A 16755-nucleotide genomic window follows, 5' to 3' on the forward strand; every position below is an offset into this window, starting at 1 on the left:
GAAGGGCACTCTCACGGCCGTAAGGTCCGTGAGAGTGCCCTTCACGGCGTTCCGGGGGCTTCGCCGAGCGGGATCACCGCGCGGACGGTGGTGCCGCCGGTGACACCGCTCACTTCCAGTTCGCCGCCGAGGGCCTGGACACGATCTCGCAGCCCGGCCAATCCCGTGCCGCCCTCGACGTCGGCGCCGCCGACGCCGGTGTCCGTCACCTCCACCCGCAGCTCGGCGCCGGCGACCGCGATCCGGACGGCCACGTGGTCGGTCTGTGCGTGCTTCAGAGCGTTCGTCAACGCCTCCGACGTCACGAAGTACGCCGTCGCCTCCACCGCCGCGTCGAGGCGCGGCACCTCGCCGACCGAAAGGGCGACGTCCACCGGGATCCGGTCGGCCAGCGACCGGACCGCCGCCACCAGGCCCGCTTCGGTGAGGATCGCCGGGCGGATGCCGCGGGCCAGCTCGCGCAGCTCGGTGATCGCCGTCTGCAGCTCTTCGACCGTGCCGGCGAGCAGGGCCCGGACCTCCGCCGGCAGCTCGCCGCCGTACCGGCGGCCGGCCATCCGCAGCAGCAGCACGACGCTGACCAGCCGCTGCTGGGCGCCGTCGTGCAGGTCGCGCTCCAGGCGGCGGCGCTCCTCGTCGCCGGCCGCGACCAGCCGGGCCCGCGACGCCCGCACCTCGGCCAGCCGCTGCTCCAGCTCGGCGGTGAGCCGCTGGTTGTCCAGCACCAGCCCGGCCGCCGCGTTCAGCGCGTCGATCGACCGGCTGTCCTTCCACACCTCGTCGTCCTGCACCAGCGCGGCCAGCCCGGTGCCGTCGCGTTCCAGCAGCAGCCGGATCATCTCGGCGTTGCCGACGCGGGCGCGCAGCACGCCGGCCAGGAACGCCAGCGGCCACAGGCAGAACAGGATCCGGTGCGCCTGCAGCAGTGGCTCCGACAGCGGGTGCCCGTCGCCGAGGGCCGTGCCCGCGGCCGACGACAGGGCGGCGAGCAGGGCGATCGTGATCACCGGGGACAGCAGGCGCCGCTGCGGCAGCCGGCCGGTCAGCCACCGGTAAAGCAGCACGACGACCACTCCGGCGCTGATCGCCGTCGCGGCGAGCTCCAGCGCTCGGCCGGCGAAGGCGCCACCGGCCGGGTCGGCCGAGATCGCCGGCAGGTCGCGGGGGTCGTCGCTGAACAGCAGCCCGAGGACACCGGAGCCGAGCACCACCAGGTAGGCCGCGGCGACGAGCAGCCGTTCCCACCGCGAGCGGAGCGTGCCGTGCGGGAACGCGAGCACGAGGTGCGCGATCACCGGGCTGGACGCGGCGCGCAGCGGCACGGTGAGCGTGTACAGCACCGGGTTTCCGGTGAACTGCAGGTCTTCGAGGAACAGCGCCACGCCGGCGAGCGCGATGAGCACACCGATCGGGTTGGCCGGGCGCCGCACGTGCGCGACCGCCCCCGCGAGCAGGAACAGGAAGCCGGTGGTGGCGCTGAGAGCGGTGTCGAGCACGGAATGGGTGCCTTCGGCGGCCTTCAGCGTCAGCGCGGTGACGCCGAGCGCGCAACCGGCGGCCAGCAGGCCGGTCATCGCGAGCGTCCGCGGATGCTGCACCGCCCCCACGCAGCCCCCTCCCCGGTGTGCTTCGCGGACGCGCTCCCGCGGACCGCCCGGGCAATCCTGGCGGGAGCACGCCGTGGTCCGGCAACGGCTTACCGTGATTCGCCTGCTCGGGCCGTCGCGTTACAGTGCCGATCGGTACTGATCCGACCACAGCCACGGCCGAATGGCTTAGCAGCAACAGTTACGTGCCGCGTCGGGGTCGGCCTGCTTTTGGCCGGATCAGTACTGTGCCGATCGGTACTGATCCGACCACAGCCACGGCCGAATGGCTTAGCAGCGACAGTTACGTGCCGCGTGAGGGGTCGGCCTGCTTTTGGCCGGATCAGTACACCGGCCGCCCGCGGCTTAGGGTGACTCGGGCTCGGACGGGAGGCAGGACATGAGCGGACGCGGTCTGGAGGCCGAGGTCTTCGGTGGGCGGATGCCCACGGGAGGCCGTGACCTGGCGATCGAAACCCACGGCATCACGCCGGTGCCCGCGGGCAACCGCTTCGGGCGGCCGTGGCGGCTGTTCAGCGTGTGGTTCGCGCCGAACCTGACGATGACCGCGGTGTTCACCGGCACCCTCGCCGCGTCGCTGGGCCTCGGGTTCTGGACCGGGCTGGCCGCGATGCTCGCCGGCACCGTGCTCGGCTCGCTGCCGGTGGCGTACCTGTCCACCTGGGGGCCGCGCACCGGCACCGGCCAGCTGCCGCTCGCCCAGCTGCCGTTCGGCGGCGGCGTGGTGCTGCCGGGGCTGGTGCAGTGGCTCGGCTCGATCGCCTGGGACGCGCTGGTCGGGCTCTTCGGCGGCGAGGCCCTCGCCGAGCTGACCGGGCTGCCGTTCTGGGCCGCGGTGCTCATCGTGCTGGTGCTGCAGTGCGCGCTCGGCGTGTTCGGCTACGCGCTGATCCACCGCGTGCAGGCGGTGATGAGCGTGCTGCTGGTGCTCGCGTTCGCCGCGCTCGCCGTGAAGGTCCTTTCCGGACACCCGGTCGCCACCGCCGACACCGCGGCCGGCGCCGACCTGGCCGGCGGCGTCGTCCTGTTCACGACGATCGCGTTGTCGCTGGCGATCTCCTGGGCGCCGTACGCGTCGGACTTCAGCCGCTACCTGCCGGTGGAGACGTCGTCCCGCAGTGTCTTCTGGGCGACGTTGCTCGGCCTCGTCGTGTCGTACGCGGTCGGCGAAGGCCTCGGGCTCGCTCTCGGGTCGTCGCTGGGCGACCACACGGCGTCCGGGATCGCGAACCTGCTCGGTGGCGGGTTCCTGGGCGCGCTGGCGCTGGCCGTGATCGCGCTCGCCGCGGTGTCCTCGAACGCGATGAACGACTACAGCGGCTCGCTGGCCCTGCAGACCGTCGGTGTCCGGCTGCGGCGTCCGGTGTCGGCGGTGGTCGTCACCGTGCTCGCGTTCGCGCTGATCCTCTGGATGCACAGCGGGGACCTGTCGGCGAAGTTCGAGAACGTGCTGCTGTTCGTCAGCTACTGGATCCCGCCGTTCCTCGGCGTGGTCGTCCCGGACTGGCTCGCGCGGACCCGCGGCGGGCGGCGCGTGGACGTCCTGGCGGCGGTCTCCGTTCGCCCGTGGGCGGCGGTCGTGGCCTTCGCGGTGGGCTTCGGCGCCGCGGTGCCGTTCATGAACACGTCCCTCTACACCGGGCCGGTCGCCGCGGCACTGCACGGCGCGGACCTCGCCTACTACGTCGGTCTCGTCGTTTCGCTGGCAGCGTATTTCCTGCTGCGGGGCCGCCCTCCGATTGACCTCAAGTAATATAGAGGTTTCATGATGGTGTGGTCCCCTCGAAGGAGGAACCATGCCCACCGCTTTGATCACCGGGGCGTCCGCCGGGCTGGGCCGCGCGCTCGCGGCGGCCCTGGTGAGTCGCCAGTGGACGGTCGTCGGCGACGGCCGGGACGCGGCGGCGCTGGGTTCGGCGGCCCGGGAGATCGGCTTCACGGCCGTCCCCGGCGACGTCGCCGACCCGGCCCACCGCGCCGCACTGGCGGCCGCCTGTCCCGCACTCGACCTGCTCGTCAACAACGCCAGCACCCTAGGCGTCAGCCCGTTGCCGCCGCTGGGGCGCTATCCCTTGGCGGAACTGGAAAACGTCTACCGCGTCAACGTCCTCGCGCCGCTCGCGCTCACGCAGCTGCTGCTGCCCGCGCTCACCGCGGCGCGCGGCACGATCGTCGACGTCAGCTCGGACGCCGCCGTCGAAGCCTACGAAGGCTGGGGCGGCTACGGCTCCGCGAAGGCCGCGCTCGACCAGCTCACCGCCGTGCTCGGCGCGGAAAACCCGGACCTGGCCGTGTACGCGGTCGACCCGGGGGACCTGCGCACCGCGATGCACCAGCGCGCCTTCCCCGGCGAGGACATCTCGGACCGGCCACTGCCCGAGACCGCCGTCCCGGCGTTCCTGCGGCTGCTCGACGAACGCCCGCCCAGCGGCCGCTACCGCGCCGCCGACCTCATGGCGGCGGCGTGAACATCCGGTTCGACCTGCCGGACGAACTGTCCGCGTCGGCCCCACCCGAGGCGCGAGGACTGGCGCGCGACGAGGTCCGCCTGCTCGTCGCTTCGCCGTCGGGCGTCCACCACTCGGTGTTCGCGTCCTTGGCCGAGCACCTGCGGCCCGGCGACCTGCTGGTCGTCAACACGTCCGGGACCCTCCCGGCGGCGGTCGACGCCCGCCGCGCCGGCCGCCCGATCGTCGTCCACTTCGCTACTTCGCTGGACGACGGGGCGTGGATCGTGGAGCTGCGCGCCCCCGGCGGGCCGCTGCTCGACGGACGACCAGGGGAGCGGCTGGAGCTGCCCGGGGGCGCGTCGCTGACGCTGCTGTCCCCGGCCGTGCCGGGCGCGGCGCGGCTGTGGCGGGCGGCGGTGGCGGTGCCGGTCGACGGTGGGGTCACGGCGTTCCTGGCCGCGGCGGGCCGCCCGATCCGCTACGGCTACGTCCCGCGCGCGTGGCCGCTTTCGGACTACCAGACGGTGTTCGCCCGCGAACCGGGCAGCGCGGAGATGCCGTCGGCGGCCCGGCCGTTCACTTCGGCTTTGGTGACCCGCCTGGTGACCGAGGGGGTGCTGTTCGCGCCGCTCCTGCTGCACACGGGCGTGTCGTCGCCCGAGGCGGGCGAGCCGCCCCAGGCCGAGCGCTTCCGCGTACCCGCGACGACGGCCGCGCTGGCGTCGTGGGTCCGCACCCGCGGCGGCCGGGTGATCGCGGTCGGCACCACGGCGGCCCGCGCGCTGGAGTCGGCGGTTTCCGGCGGCGAAGTCCACGCGGCGGAGGGCTGGACGGACCTGGTCCTGGGCCCGGACCGCCCGGCCCGGGTGGTGGACGGCATCATCACCGGCCTGCACGCACCCGAGGCGTCCCACCTGCTGCTGCTGGAAGCGGTGGCGGGCCGCGAGCTGGTCCAGCGCGCGTACGACGCGGCGGTGGAGCGCCGCTACCTGTGGCACGAATTCGGCGACGTGTCCCTGCTGCTGCGCCGCTGACGGACGCGAAGCGGCCCCCACCCTCTCCGGGGGGCGTCCCCAGGTCCAGCGTATCGGGGTGGCCCGACGAAAAGCCGCGAAAAGCCGCAGCCCGGCCGGATTGTCCACATCACGGCCGGGCTGTGGGCAACTCGGCGCCGGGTCGTTCGGGCCGAGCGCCCCAATGTGGCGTTGGTTGCGTTGGACGCACCCAATGTGGCGTTGGTTGCGCTGAGCGCACCCAAAGTGGCGTTCGGTGCGTCGAACGCACCCAATGTGGCGTTCGGTGCGTCGAACGCACCCAATGTGGCGTTCGGTGCGTCAGACGCACCCAACGCCACATTGGGGCGCAACCCCGGGCCCCTGTCAACGAACCTCGGACGCGCGACATTAGCGCCGGGAGGGCTCCTCGTCGTGGCGGCGGGACCGGACCAGCCCGGCCACGACCACCACCGCGACGCCCAGGCCCACCCCTGTGACGATCGAAGCCACGAGGCTCGCGGTCCCGGTCGCGAGGCCGAACGCGCCGCCCAGGTAGACCGGGATGCAGACCGCCGCCGGCAGCCAGGTCCGCAGCCCGAAGGCGCGGTCCGACGCAAGCCACAGCACCAGCGTCACCGCCGCCGCGGTGGCGACCGGGATCGCCCAGACGGCCAGGGTCGTCTCGGCGTCCAGGCCGAGTGACCTGAGCCACTCGAACGACGCCTGGCCCAGCCCGATGAACAGCACGACCAGTGCCACGCGGACGCCGGTGGCTCCCTGGCCCCGTCGGTATGCGGTGCTCGTCATGCCTTCCCTCCCGAGTTCGTGGTCACCCATACCACGTCCGGGTGACGCCGCCGGTTGTCCGCGCCGCCGAATTTCTCGGGCCCGGTTGTCCAGATACCGGGAACTTCCCGCTCGGGCCGCTTCACCCCGCATGCTCTTGCGGAACCACTTGCGAGAACGGTCGCTCTTAGGCGCACCGGCCACCGGTTGTCAAGGAATCTCACCAGAATTCCCGGGATGCGGATGGCTATGCGCCCTAGTGGGTGACCGTGCGAACCTCGCCCCGACACCGATCCCGAAAGGCGACACTGACGTGCGCAGCTACCACCGGAACCGCTTCCTGGCCTCGGCGCTGGCCGCCCTGACCGCCGTGAGTGCGCTCGCGGGCTGTTCCCGCGCGGACAGCAGTGTCGCGCCGGCCGCGAACCAGGGGGCCGCCGGCGAGGTCCGCCTCGGGTTCTTCCCGAACGTCACCCACGCGCCCGCGCTGATCGGCGTCAAGAAGGACTTCTTCAAGAACGAGCTGGGCTCGACCAAGCTCACCACGCAGACGTTCAACGCCGGCCCCGAAGAGGTCAACGCCCTGCTCGGCGGCTCGCTCGACGTCGCGTTCATCGGCTCCGGCCCGGCGATCAACGCCTTCACCAAGTCCAAGGGTGCCATCCAGCTGATCTCCGGCGCCGTCTCGGGCGGCGCGCAGCTGGTCGTCAAGCCCGACATCGCCGGTGTCGACCAGCTCAAGGGCAAGAACATCGCGACGCCGCAGCTGGCCAACACCCAGGACGTCGCGCTCAAGAAGTTCCTGGCCGACAAGAAGCTGACCGACCAGGTCAAGATCACCAATCTCGAGAACCCGAAGACACTGGACGCCTTCAAGAAGGGCGAGGTCGACGGCGGCTGGCTGCCCGAGCCGTGGGCGTCGCGGCTGGTCATCGACGCCGGCGCGAAGGTCCTGGTCGACGAAAAGACGCTGTGGCCCGGCGGCCGCTTCCCGAGCACCGTCGTCATCGTGCGCAGCGAGTTCCTGCAGCAGCACCCGGACACCGTCCGCGCGCTGCTCAAGGGCGAGCTGGCCGCGATCGACTGGGCGAAGGCCCACCCGGAGGACGCGAAGACCGTGGTCAACGGCGCGCTCAAGGAGCTGGCCGGCAGTACCCTGAACCCGGCGGTCCTCGACCGCGCGTTCTCCGGCATCGAGCTGACCACCGACCCCGTCGCCGCCGAGTTCCCGCAGCTCGCGCAGGACTCGGTCACCGCGGGCGTGGTGAAGTCGGCGGTGGCGCTGAAGGGCTTCGCGGACTTCGGCCCACTGAACGAGGTGCTGAAGACCCAGAACCTTCCCGCCGTCGAAGCCCCCGAACTGACCAAGTGATCAGGAGAGGCAGCCAGCGATGACCACGACCCTCCCGACCGGCCCGGCGAAGCTCACCGGTGCGACCGCGGTGCGTCTCGACGGCGTGCGCAAGACGTTCGGCCCGGCCGGCCGCGCGGTGGTCGCGCTCGACGGCGTGGACCTGACGGTCGCGCCCGGCGAGTTCGTCTGCCTGCTGGGCGCGTCCGGCTGCGGCAAGAGCACGCTGCTGAACCTGGTCGCGGGGCTGGACGCGCCGTCGGCGGGCGAGATCACGCTGAACACGTCGCGGCCCGCGGTGATGTTCCAGGAGGCCGCGCTGATGCCGTGGCTCACCGCGGCCCGCAACGTCGAGCTGCCGCTGCGGCTGGCCGGGTTCGGGCGCGCCGAGCGCCGCGAGAAGGCCGCCGAGCTGCTGGACCTGGTCCGGCTGAACGGTGCGGGCACCAAGCGGCCGCACGAGCTGTCCGGCGGCATGCGGCAGCGGGTCGCGCTGGCCCGCGCGCTCGCCGCGACCCTGCGCGTCGGCGGCGACCCGGAACAGTCGCTCCTGCTCATGGACGAGCCGTTCGCCGCGCTCGACGCCATCACCCGCGACGTCCTGCAGGGCGAGCTGCTGCGCGTCTACCGCAGCACGGGCACGTCCGTGTTGTTCGTGACGCACGACGTGCGTGAGGCGGTCCGGCTCGGGCAGCGCGTGGTGCTCCTGTCGTCGCGGCCCGGCCGGGTCGTGCGCGAGTGGACGGACGTGCCGCTGGCCGACCCCGCGGAGCTGACCGAGGAAATCACTGGGCACCTGCGAGAGGTGATCAGCACCCATGCCGCAGCTTGACCGGTCCCCCGGGGACGTCGAAGAACTCGACGCCGTCGGCTCCGGCCTCGACGCTCTCGACGCCCCGGTGGGGGAGCGCCGCCCGAGCTTCTGGAAGCGGTTCGCGTGGGGCGTCCTGCCGCCGTTGGGCGCGCTCGTCCTGCTGATCGTCGTCTGGCAGATCCTCTGGGCGGCGGCGTTCTGGTCGGAGGCCCAGCTCCCGGCGCCGATCGCGGTGTGGAACGAGTTCTGGGGCATCGTCGTCGACGGCCAGGTGTTCGGCTTCGTCTGGACGTCGGTGCACCGCGCCGCGCTCGGCTTCGTCGCCGGCGTGCTCATCGGCACCCCGCTGGGTCTCCTCGTGGCGAAGGTCCGCGTGGTGCGGGCGGCGATCGGGCCGCTGCTGACCGGGCTGCAGAGCCTGCCGTCGGTGGCCTGGGTGCCGGCCGCGATCCTGTGGTTCGGGATCAACGACGCGGCGATCTACTTCGTCGTGCTGCTGGGCTCGGTGCCGTCCATCGCGAACGGCCTCGTGTCCGGCATCGACCAGATCCCGCCGATCCTGCCGCGCGTGGGCCAGGTGATGGGCGCCAACCGGTTCTCGTCGGCCCGGCACATCCTGCTGCCCGCGGCGCTGCCCGGCTTCCTGGCCGGGCTCAAGCAGGGCTGGGCGTTCTCGTGGCGGTCGCTGATGGCGGCCGAGCTGATCGCGCTGTCGCCGCAGCTGGGCGTCGGGCTCGGCGCGTACCTGAACCAGGGTTCGTCGCTCAACAGCATCGAGACGGTGATCGCGGCGATCTTCCTGATCCTGCTGGTCGGCGTCGGGATCGAGCTGGTGGTGTTCCGGCCGCTGGAGCGCGCGGTGCTCCGGGCCCGCGGCCTGACTTCGTCGCTCTAGAAACGGGTATCTCGCGTGACTGGAGGGGCATCACGCGTGACTGGCGGGGCATCGCGATGATGCCCGCCCGATCACGCGCGATGCCCCTCTGATCACGCGAGATGCCCGCCTGATCACGCTGATGCCTAGCGGGGCCGGCGCCCGCCGGCGCGAGTGCCGGACGAGAAGGCCGCCGCTCCGCCGCTGCGGCGGCTGCCCGCCGCGGGGGCTCCGGACCGGCCGGTGCCGCCTGTCTTGGCCGAACCGGCCGAGCCGCCGGACCGGCGCTGGCCACCGGAAGCGCCGCGGCCGGAGTCGGACCGGGTCTGCTCCTGGCCCGCCGCGCGGGAGCGCTGGCCCCCGCGGTTCTCCTTCGGCGCGCCGCCGCCGCGACGGCCACGGCCGGTGCCCGGCGCCGCGCCGGCGGCCGTCACCTTCTTCGGACGGTTGTCCACCGGAGGCCGCGCCGGAGAGGCCGTGAAGGAACGCTCGCCCGGCGCCAGTTCCGACAGCAGGGGGTGCCCCGGCCCAAGCTGGGTGGTCGTCGGCTTGATGCCCGCCTTGCGGGTCAGGTCCCGCACGTCGCGGACCTGCGCGTCGGTCATCAGTGTGACCACCGTGCCCGACGCACCGGCCCGCGCCGTGCGGCCCGAGCGGTGCAGGTACGCCTTGTGTTCCACCGGCGGGTCGGCGTGGATGACCAGCCGGATGTCGTCGACGTGGATGCCGCGGGCCGCGATGTCCGTCGCGACCAGCGTCTTCGCCGCTCCCGACGAGAACGCCTCGAGGTTGCGCGTCCGCGCGTTCTGCCCCAGGTTGCCGTGCAGCTCCACCGCCGGGACGCCGGACGCGACGAGCTTGCGCGTCAGCGCCTTCGCGCGGCTCTTGGTCCGCGTGAACACCAGCGTGCGGCCCGGCGCGGCGGTCAGGTCGACCAGCACCGGCAGCCGGTGGGTCTCCTCGAGGTGCAGCACGTGGTGCTCCATCGTCGACACCGGCGACTGCGCCGAATCGACGCTGTGCGTGATCGGGTTGCTCATGAAGCGCTTGACCAGCACGTCGACACCGTTGTCCAGGGTCGCGGAGAACAGCATCCGCTGCCCGCGGGACGGCGTCGCGTCCATGATCCGCCGCACCTCGGGCAGGAAGCCCAGGTCGGCCATGTGGTCGGCCTCGTCGAGCACGGTGATCTCGACGGCGTCGAGCTTCACGTGCCCGGAGCGCATGTGGTCGGCGAGCCGGCCGGGGCAGGCGACGACGATGTCGACGCCGTCGCGCAGCCGCGTGATCTGCGGGTTCGCCGAGACGCCGCCGAAGATGGTCGTGGCCTTGAGGCCGAGCGGCTTGGCCAGCGGCAGGATCGACGCCTCGATCTGCGTCGCGAGCTCACGGGTCGGCGCCAGGATCAGCGCGCGCGGGCGGCCGGGCTTGCGCCGCGTCGGCCCGTCCGCGAGGCGGGCCAGCAGGGGCAGCACGAAGCCGTAGGTCTTGCCGGAGCCGGTCCGGCCGCGGCCGAGCACGTCGCGCCCGGCGAGGGTGTGCGGCAGGGTCGCCGCCTGAATGGGGAAGGGCTCGGTGACGCCCTGGGCGGCCAGCGCGGTCACGAGGGTCGTGGGCAGGCCTAGTTCAGCGAAAGTGCTCATAAGTGCATGCGGGCGTGGAAGCGCCCTGGTCTCCATAACCTTGAGAAGGGTTGTCCTGCCCGGCGCAGACCGGTGTGCGGCCGCGGCGCGTGGTAGTCGACAACAGCAGCGGCCCGAGGCAGAACTGAGCGGGCCGCATGATCAGTATAACCGGCGAGGGTGACGTACCCCCAGTGAGATTGCCCGCACTCTAGGGGCCTTGCTAAGTTACTGGTCGGTAATCGAGGAGGCTCACCCATGCTGCTGAACCCGCACGAGTACGACCCGGCCCACTTCGACGCGGAAACGCGCCGGCTGCTGCGCGCCACCATCGACTGGTTCGAACAGCGCGGCAAGGCGAAGCTGACCGAGGACTACCACGCCCGCGCCTTCTACGCGGACTTCCTCGAGTTCGCGGGCAAGGAAGGCCTGTTCTCGACCTTCCTGACCCCGGCCGCGAACGCCGGCGGCCACCCGGACAAGCGCTGGGACACCAGCCGCGTCGCCGCGCTGTCGGAGATCCTCGGGTTCTACGGGTTGAACTACTGGTACCCGTGGCAGGTCACGATCCTCGGCCTCGGCCCGGTGTGGCAGAGCGGCAACGACGTCGCCCGCCGTCGCGCGGCGGCCGCATTGGACGCCGGGGGCGTCGGCGCGTTCGGACTGTCCGAAAAGGAGCACGGCGCCGACATCTACTCGTCCGACATGGTGCTCACGCGCGACGGTGACGGCTACCGCGCGACCGGCTCGAAGTACTACATCGGCAACGGCAACTGCGCGCGCACGGTGTCGGTGTTCGGCCGCATCGACGGCGTCGAGGGCCCCGACCAGTACGTCTTCTTCTACGCCGACTCCGAGCATCCGAACTACCACGTGGTGAAGAACGTCGTGCCGTCGCAGATGTACGTCGCCGAGTTCCGGCTCGAGGACTACCCGGTGCACGCCGACGACATCCTGCACGTCGGCGCCGAAGCCTTCAGCGCCGCGCTGAACACCGTCAACATCGGCAAGTTCAACCTCTGCTTCGGCGGCATCGGCATGGCGACGCACTCGCTGTACGAAGCCATCACCCACGCGCACAACCGCGTCCTCTACGGCAAGCCCGTGACCGGCTTCCCGCACGTGCGCCGCGAGTTCGTCGAGGCCTATGCCCGGCTGATCGGGATGAAGCTGTTCTCCGACCGCGCCGTCGACTACTTCCGCAGCGCGCACGCCGAAGACCGCCGGTACCTGCTGTTCAACCCGATCACCAAGATGAAGGTGACCACCGAGGCGCAGAAGGTGATCGGCCTGGTCGCCGACGTCGTGGCCGCCAAGGGGTTCGAGGCCGACACCTACCTGGCGATGTCCAAGAACGACATCGACGGCCTGCCGAAGCTCGAAGGCACGGTGGCCGTGAACCTCGCGCTGATCGCGAAGTTCATGCCCGCGTACCTCTTCGCGCCGCAGGAGTACGCGCCGGTGCCGACGCGCACCGACGCCGCGGACGACGAGTTCCTCTTCCGCCAGGGCCCGGCGCGCGGCCTGTCGAAGGTCCGGTTCCACGACTGGAAGACCGCCTACGCGCAAGCCGCGCACATCCCGAACGTCGCGCTGTTCACCGAGCAGGCCGGCGCGCTGGTCAAGCTGCTCACCGAGGCGGCGCCGGACGAGGCGCAGCAGGCCGACCTCGACTTCGGGCTCGCGCTGGCCGAGCTGTTCACGCTGGTCGTGTACGGCCAGCTGATCCTGGAGCAGGCCCGCATCACCGGTCTGGACGAAGAGGTCGTCGACCAGATCTTCGCGGTGCTGGTGCAGGACTTCAGCGCCGCGGCGGTGGACCTGAACGGCAAGGCGAGCTCGACCGAGGCCCAGCAGGCGATCGCACTGGCCGCGCTGCGCAAGCCGGTGGTGGACGCCGGGCGGTTCGAGAACGTCTGGGCCCGCGTCCGTGACCTGTCCGGGGTCTACGCTATGCACCCGTGACGGCGAGAAAGTACCGGCTGGGCGTGACGCGCAAAGTCGCCAACGTGGTCATGAAGGCGTTGCTGGAACGCGGAATCCCGGTCAACGGCAGCACGGGTTTCCTGCTGACCACGCGCGGGCGCAAGACCGGCGAGGACCGGACGACCCCGGTCAACGTCCTCGAGGTCGGTGGCGACCGCTGGCTCGTCTCGCCGTACGGGCGGGTCGGCTGGGTGCACAACCTGCGCGCCGACGCCACCGCCCGGCTGCGCCGCGGCCGGCGGCGCGAGACGTGGGAGGTCGAGGAGGCGGACGCCGCCACGGCCGGCCCGGTGCTGCGCGCCTATGTCCGCAAGATCCGGGTGACGGCGCCGTTCTTCGACGCGAAGCCGAGCGACCCGGCGGAGGTGTTCGCCGCGGAAGCCGATCGACACCCGGTGTTCCGATTGGCAAGATCACGGGGGTGAACCGGGCGCGGGCGGCAGAGCTGATCTGGGACGCGTGGCGGACCGGAAAGCGCCTCGACGGCCTCCCGGACGACGTCCGCCCGCGCGACCTCACCGAAGGCATGGCGGCGCAGGCGGCGCTCGCCGGGCTGGCCGGGCCGGTGTCCGGCTGGAAGATCGCCGCGACCACCGCGTACGCCCGGCAGTACCTCGACGTCCCCGGGCCGCTGCCGGGCGCGCTGTTCCAGCGGTTCCACCACGCCGAGGGCGAACCGGTGCCGGCCGACACCATGACCATGGGGGTCGCCGAGCCCGAGTTCGCCTTCCGGCTGAAGGCCGACCCCGGGCCGTCGCCGTCGCTGACGGCGGTGCTCGACGCGGTCGACACGATGTTCCTCGCGCTGGAGATGCCGGACAGCCGCTACACCGACCACCAGCACGCGGGCGGCCCGCAGCTGCTGGCCGACGCCGCGTGCGCGGGCCGGTTCGTCGAAGGCCGGGCGGTGCGCGACTGGCGCGACCACGACCTGCCCCGGCAGGCGGTGGTCCTGCACGCCGACGGCGAGGAGTTCTCGCGCGGCAGCGGCAGCCTGGTCCTCGGCGACCCGAGGCTGGCGCTGCACTGGCTGGCGATGGAGCTGCCTCGCCACGGCCGTTCGTTGCGGCCGGGCGACATCGTCACGACCGGGACGGCGACCCCGCCGTGCCCGATCCACGCGGGCGGCCACGTCGTGGCGGACTTCGGCGCGCTGGGGAGTGTGGAAGCGCGGTTCGTCCGAGGGTGAACCCCGTTCCGCCTCGCTAGAGTGACTGGGTGCTGACTTTCCGTGCGGGATTCCTGGTGCTCGCCGTAGTCGTCGCGGCGCTCGACGCGGGGTTCTGGATGTTCACCCGCGCCCAGCACCAGACGACCGCGCGGATCGGCTTCCTCGTCGCGTTCGTGCTGCTGCTGGCGCTGCTCGCGGCGGCCGCGGGCCTGGTGCGCTGGGAGATCGCGGCCCCGCTGGCGGCGGCTTCGACATCGGGCTTGTTCTTCGTCGGCGCGGCGGCGATCTTCAGCGTCGGCTTCGGCTTCCTGCTGACGGCGGTCGTGGAGGCGGCGCTGGTCCGCCGGATGGTGCTGGACGCGTCCCCGGTGGGCTGGCGCGCCGGCAACTGGCTGATCAGCTCGGCGGCCGCGGTGGTCCCGGTGGCCCTGTTCGTGGCCGGCTTGGCCGTTCTCCACTGAGCCGTTTGCCGGTGACCCGCTGAAGGCCACCCCGAGGCACCCGCAGGGTTCCGGCAAAGTCGCTTTCCGCCGCATCCCGGCGGCCTCACCAGGCCCGATTGGCCCGGTTTCAGGTGCTCGCCCAAGGCCGTGAATGTCGCATTGAGGGACATAGAGTCCCTCAATGTGCCATTCCCGGCCTTCAGCGACTGAGCTCTACTTGCCGAACCCGGCCCGGCGAAGCGCCTCCGCCATCGCGCCGCTGCTGGAACCGGAGTTGCCACCCCGGCCGCCGCCACCGGCACCGCCACCACCGCGCCGGTCGCCGCCACCGGAGCCACCCGAGCCCCCGCGGCGTTGACCACCGCCGCCACCACCACCCTGGCCACGGTCACGACCACCGCCGCCGCCACCACCGCGGGAAGACGGCGCGCCCGGCTCGTCGTCCAGGCGCAGTGTCAGCGAGATCCGCTTCCGCGGCACGTCGACGTCGAGCACCTTCACCTTCACGATGTCACCCGGCTTCACGACCTCGCGCGGGTCCTTCACGAAGTTCTTCGACAGCGCCGAAACGTGCGCCAGACCGTCCTGGTGCACACCCACGTCGATGAACGCGCCGAACGCCGCCACGTTCGTCACCACGCCCTCCAGCCGCATGCCCGGCTTGAGGTCCGAGATCTTGTCGACGCCCTCGGCGAACGTCGCCGTCTTGAACGCCGGGCGCGGGTCGCGGCCCGGCTTGTCCAGCTCGGCCAGGATGTCCGTCACCGTCGGGAGACCGAACTTCTCGTCCACGAACTGCGTCGGCCGGACGGAAGACAGCGTGCGGGTGTTGCCGATCAGCGAGCGGATGTCCGTGCCGGTCGCCGAGAGGATCCGCCGCACCACGGGGTACGCCTCCGGGTGCACCGCCGACGAGTCGAGCGGGTCGTCGCCGTCCGGGATGCGCAGGAAGCCCGCGCACTGCTCGAACGCCTTCGGCCCGAGCCGCGCGACCTCCTTCAGCGCCATCCGCGAGCGGAACGGCCCGTTCGTGTCGCGGTGGGCGACGATGTTCTCCGCGAGCCCGGTCGTGATGCCCGAGACGCGGGTCAGCAGCGGCGCGGACGCGGTGTTGACGTCGACGCCGACGGCGTTCACGCAGTCCTCGACCACCGCGTCGAGCGAGCGCGACAGCGAAACCTCGGACAGGTCGTGCTGGTACTGCCCGACGCCGATCGACTTCGGGTCGATCTTCACCAGCTCGGCCAGCGGGTCCTGCAGCCGCCGCGCGATCGAGACCGCGCCGCGCAGCGAGACGTCCATGTTCGGCAGTTCCGCCGAAGCGAACGCCGACGCGGAGTACACCGAAGCGCCCGCCTCGGACACGATCGCCTTGGTCAGCTTCAGCTCGGGGTGCTTCTTGATGAGCTCGATCGCGAGCTTGTCGGTCTCGCGCGACGCCGTGCCGTTGCCGATCGAAATCAGGTCGACCTTGTGCCGCGCCGCGAGCGCCGCGAGCTCGGCGATCGACTGGTCCCACTTGTTCGCCGGCTGGTGCGGGTAGATGACGTGGGTGTCGACGACCTTGCCGGTCGCGTCCACGACGGCCACCTTGACGCCGGTGCGGAAGCCCGGGTCGAGGCCCATCGTGGCGCGGGTGCCGGCGGGCGCGGCGAGCAGCAGGTCGCGCAGGTTGGACGCGAACACGCGGACGGCGTCGTCCTCGGCGGCCTGACGCAGCCGCATCCGCAGGTCGATGCCGAGGTGCAGGAGGATCTTGGTCCGCCACGCCCAGCGCACGGTGTCGTTCAGCCACTTGTCGCCCGGGCGGCCCTGCTGCGTGATGCCGAACTTGGCGGCGATGCGCGTCTCGTAGTCGGTCGGCCCGATCTGCGGCTCGTCGGTGGGCTCGTCCGGCGACATCGTGAGGTCGAGGACCTCCTCCTTCTCGCCGCGCAGCATCGCGAGGATGCGGTGCGAGGGGAGCTTGGTGTAGGGCTCGGAGAAGTCGAAGTAGTCGGCGAACTTGGCGCCTTCCTCCTCCTTGCCCGCGCGGACCTTCGCCACGAGGTGGCCCTGGCCCCACATCTTTTCGCGCAGGTCGCCGATGAGGTCGGCGTCCTCGGCGAAGCGCTCGACGAGGATCGCGCGGGCGCCGTCGAGGGCCGCCTGCGCGTCCGCGACGCCCTTGTCCGCGTCGACGAACACCGCGGCCGCGGCCTGCGGGTCGGTCGACGGGTCGTTGAGCAGGCCGTCGGCCAGGGGTTCGAGCCCCGCCTCGCGCGCGATCATCGCCTTCGTGCGGCGCTTCGGCTTGAACGGGAGGTAGATGTCCTCGAGCCGCGACTTCGTGTCCGCGGCCAGGATCTGCGCCTCCAGTGTTTCGTCGAGCTTGCCCTGGCTGCGGATCGATTCGAGCACGGCGAGCCGGCGCTCGTCGAGTTCGCGCAGGTAGCGCAGCCGTTCCTCGAGCGTGCGCAGCTGCGCGTCGTCGAGCATGCCGGTGACTTCCTTGCGGTAACGCGCGATGAACGGCACGGTCGAACCGCCGTCGAGCAGCTCGACGGCGGCCTTGACCTGTCCTTCGCGCACGCCCAGTTCTTCGGCGATCTTCTGCTCGACCGACACGCTCACTGCTACACGCTCCCGCTTCGCCTGGATCCGATCCTCACATTCT

At 71.9% G+C, this 16755-nt stretch carries 14 protein-coding genes; 10 read left to right on the plus strand and 4 right to left on the minus strand.

The genetic code is table 11. The features are described 5' to 3' along the window. Positions 1–41: 41 nt before the first annotated feature. On the minus strand, positions 42–1598 hold the full coding sequence (locus AB0M82_RS25600) for a sensor histidine kinase (RefSeq protein ID WP_364726809.1): 1557 nt from the start codon (positions 1596–1598) through the stop codon (positions 42–44). Between the two features lie 388 nt (positions 1599–1986). Between AB0M82_RS25600 and AB0M82_RS25605 the strand changes: the two genes are divergently transcribed. The 3 genes from AB0M82_RS25605 to AB0M82_RS25615 are packed head-to-tail and all read left to right on the plus strand — an operon-like array spanning position 1987 to position 5091. After that, positions 1987–3360: a cytosine permease gene (locus AB0M82_RS25605; protein ID WP_364726580.1), complete on the plus strand. Its 1374-nt coding sequence runs from the start codon at positions 1987–1989 to the stop codon at positions 3358–3360. A gap of 43 nt (positions 3361–3403) precedes the next feature. Beyond that, positions 3404–4075, plus strand: a complete 672-nt coding sequence (locus AB0M82_RS25610) for an SDR family NAD(P)-dependent oxidoreductase (protein ID WP_364726583.1) — start codon at positions 3404–3406, stop codon at positions 4073–4075. Beyond that, positions 4072–5091, plus strand: coding sequence for an S-adenosylmethionine:tRNA ribosyltransferase-isomerase (locus AB0M82_RS25615; RefSeq protein WP_364726586.1), 1020 nt, complete (start codon positions 4072–4074; stop codon positions 5089–5091). Before AB0M82_RS25610 ends, AB0M82_RS25615 begins: the two co-directional genes overlap by 4 nt. A 369-nt stretch (positions 5092–5460) precedes the next feature. Here AB0M82_RS25615 and AB0M82_RS25620 read toward each other — a convergent pair whose 3' ends face one another. Further along, entirely contained in the window at positions 5461–5859 is a 399-nt protein-coding gene (locus AB0M82_RS25620; RefSeq protein WP_364726589.1) for a hypothetical protein, read from the minus strand. A 292-nt stretch (positions 5860–6151) separates the two neighbouring features. Between AB0M82_RS25620 and AB0M82_RS25625 the strand changes: the two genes are divergently transcribed. From AB0M82_RS25625 to AB0M82_RS25635, 3 genes are read left to right on the plus strand one after another with little or no spacing between them, the layout of a single operon-like run. Next, on the plus strand, positions 6152–7210 hold the full coding sequence (locus AB0M82_RS25625; protein ID WP_364726592.1) for an ABC transporter substrate-binding protein: 1059 nt from the start codon (positions 6152–6154) through the stop codon (positions 7208–7210). Between the two features lie 19 nt (positions 7211–7229). Then, complete coding sequence (locus AB0M82_RS25630) at positions 7230–8021, plus strand: ABC transporter ATP-binding protein (protein WP_364726594.1); 792 nt, start codon at positions 7230–7232, stop codon at positions 8019–8021. Beyond that, positions 8008–8898: an ABC transporter permease gene (locus AB0M82_RS25635; RefSeq protein WP_364726597.1), complete on the plus strand. Its 891-nt coding sequence runs from the start codon at positions 8008–8010 to the stop codon at positions 8896–8898. Before AB0M82_RS25630 ends, AB0M82_RS25635 begins: the two co-directional genes overlap by 14 nt. Before the next feature lie 125 nt (positions 8899–9023). Here AB0M82_RS25635 and AB0M82_RS25640 read toward each other — a convergent pair whose 3' ends face one another. Further along, a complete protein-coding gene (locus AB0M82_RS25640) occupies positions 9024–10520 on the minus strand; it encodes a DEAD/DEAH box helicase (protein WP_364726600.1) in 1497 nt (498 codons plus the stop codon). Positions 10521–10757: 237 nt separating this feature from the next. Between AB0M82_RS25640 and AB0M82_RS25645 the strand changes: the two genes are divergently transcribed. From AB0M82_RS25645 to AB0M82_RS25660, 4 genes are read left to right on the plus strand one after another with little or no spacing between them, the layout of a single operon-like run. Continuing rightward, a complete protein-coding gene (locus AB0M82_RS25645; protein WP_364726603.1) occupies positions 10758–12464 on the plus strand; it encodes an acyl-CoA dehydrogenase in 1707 nt (568 codons plus the stop codon). After that, complete coding sequence (locus AB0M82_RS25650; protein ID WP_364726606.1) at positions 12461–12910, plus strand: nitroreductase family deazaflavin-dependent oxidoreductase; 450 nt, start codon at positions 12461–12463, stop codon at positions 12908–12910. The genes AB0M82_RS25645 and AB0M82_RS25650 overlap by 4 nt, the downstream gene beginning before the upstream one ends. Beyond that, a complete protein-coding gene (locus AB0M82_RS25655) occupies positions 12907–13674 on the plus strand; it encodes a fumarylacetoacetate hydrolase family protein (RefSeq protein WP_364726609.1) in 768 nt (255 codons plus the stop codon). Before AB0M82_RS25650 ends, AB0M82_RS25655 begins: the two co-directional genes overlap by 4 nt. Positions 13675–13703: 29 nt before the next feature. Next, on the plus strand, positions 13704–14117 hold the full coding sequence (locus AB0M82_RS25660) for a hypothetical protein (protein WP_364726611.1): 414 nt from the start codon (positions 13704–13706) through the stop codon (positions 14115–14117). A gap of 195 nt (positions 14118–14312) precedes the next feature. Here the strand turns inward: AB0M82_RS25660 and AB0M82_RS25665 are convergent, their stop codons facing one another. Further along, positions 14313–16712 (minus strand): Tex family protein, encoded by a 2400-nt coding sequence (locus AB0M82_RS25665; RefSeq protein WP_364726614.1) that lies wholly within the window; start codon positions 16710–16712, stop codon positions 14313–14315. Between the last annotated feature and the right edge of the window lie 43 nt (positions 16713–16755).

It is taken from the genome of Amycolatopsis sp. NPDC051128 (assembly GCF_040682715.1).
Classification (GTDB): domain Bacteria; phylum Actinomycetota; class Actinomycetes; order Mycobacteriales; family Pseudonocardiaceae; genus Amycolatopsis.

Excerpts from the sequence above, each read along its gene's own strand:
- AB0M82_RS25640 (WP_364726600.1), bottom strand. The coding sequence starts at position 10,520 with ATGAGCACTTTCGCTGAACTAGGCCTGCCCACGACCCTCGTGACCGCG.
- AB0M82_RS25635 (WP_364726597.1), top strand. The coding sequence starts at position 8,008 with ATGCCGCAGCTTGACCGGTCCCCCGGGGACGTCGAAGAACTCGACGCC.
- AB0M82_RS25605 (WP_364726580.1), top strand. The coding sequence starts at position 1,987 with ATGAGCGGACGCGGTCTGGAGGCCGAGGTCTTCGGTGGGCGGATGCCC.
- AB0M82_RS25645 (WP_364726603.1), top strand. The coding sequence starts at position 10,758 with ATGCTGCTGAACCCGCACGAGTACGACCCGGCCCACTTCGACGCGGAA.
- AB0M82_RS25630 (WP_364726594.1), top strand. The coding sequence starts at position 7,230 with ATGACCACGACCCTCCCGACCGGCCCGGCGAAGCTCACCGGTGCGACC.
- AB0M82_RS25610 (WP_364726583.1), top strand. The coding sequence starts at position 3,404 with ATGCCCACCGCTTTGATCACCGGGGCGTCCGCCGGGCTGGGCCGCGCG.
- AB0M82_RS25620 (WP_364726589.1), bottom strand. The coding sequence starts at position 5,859 with ATGACGAGCACCGCATACCGACGGGGCCAGGGAGCCACCGGCGTCCGC.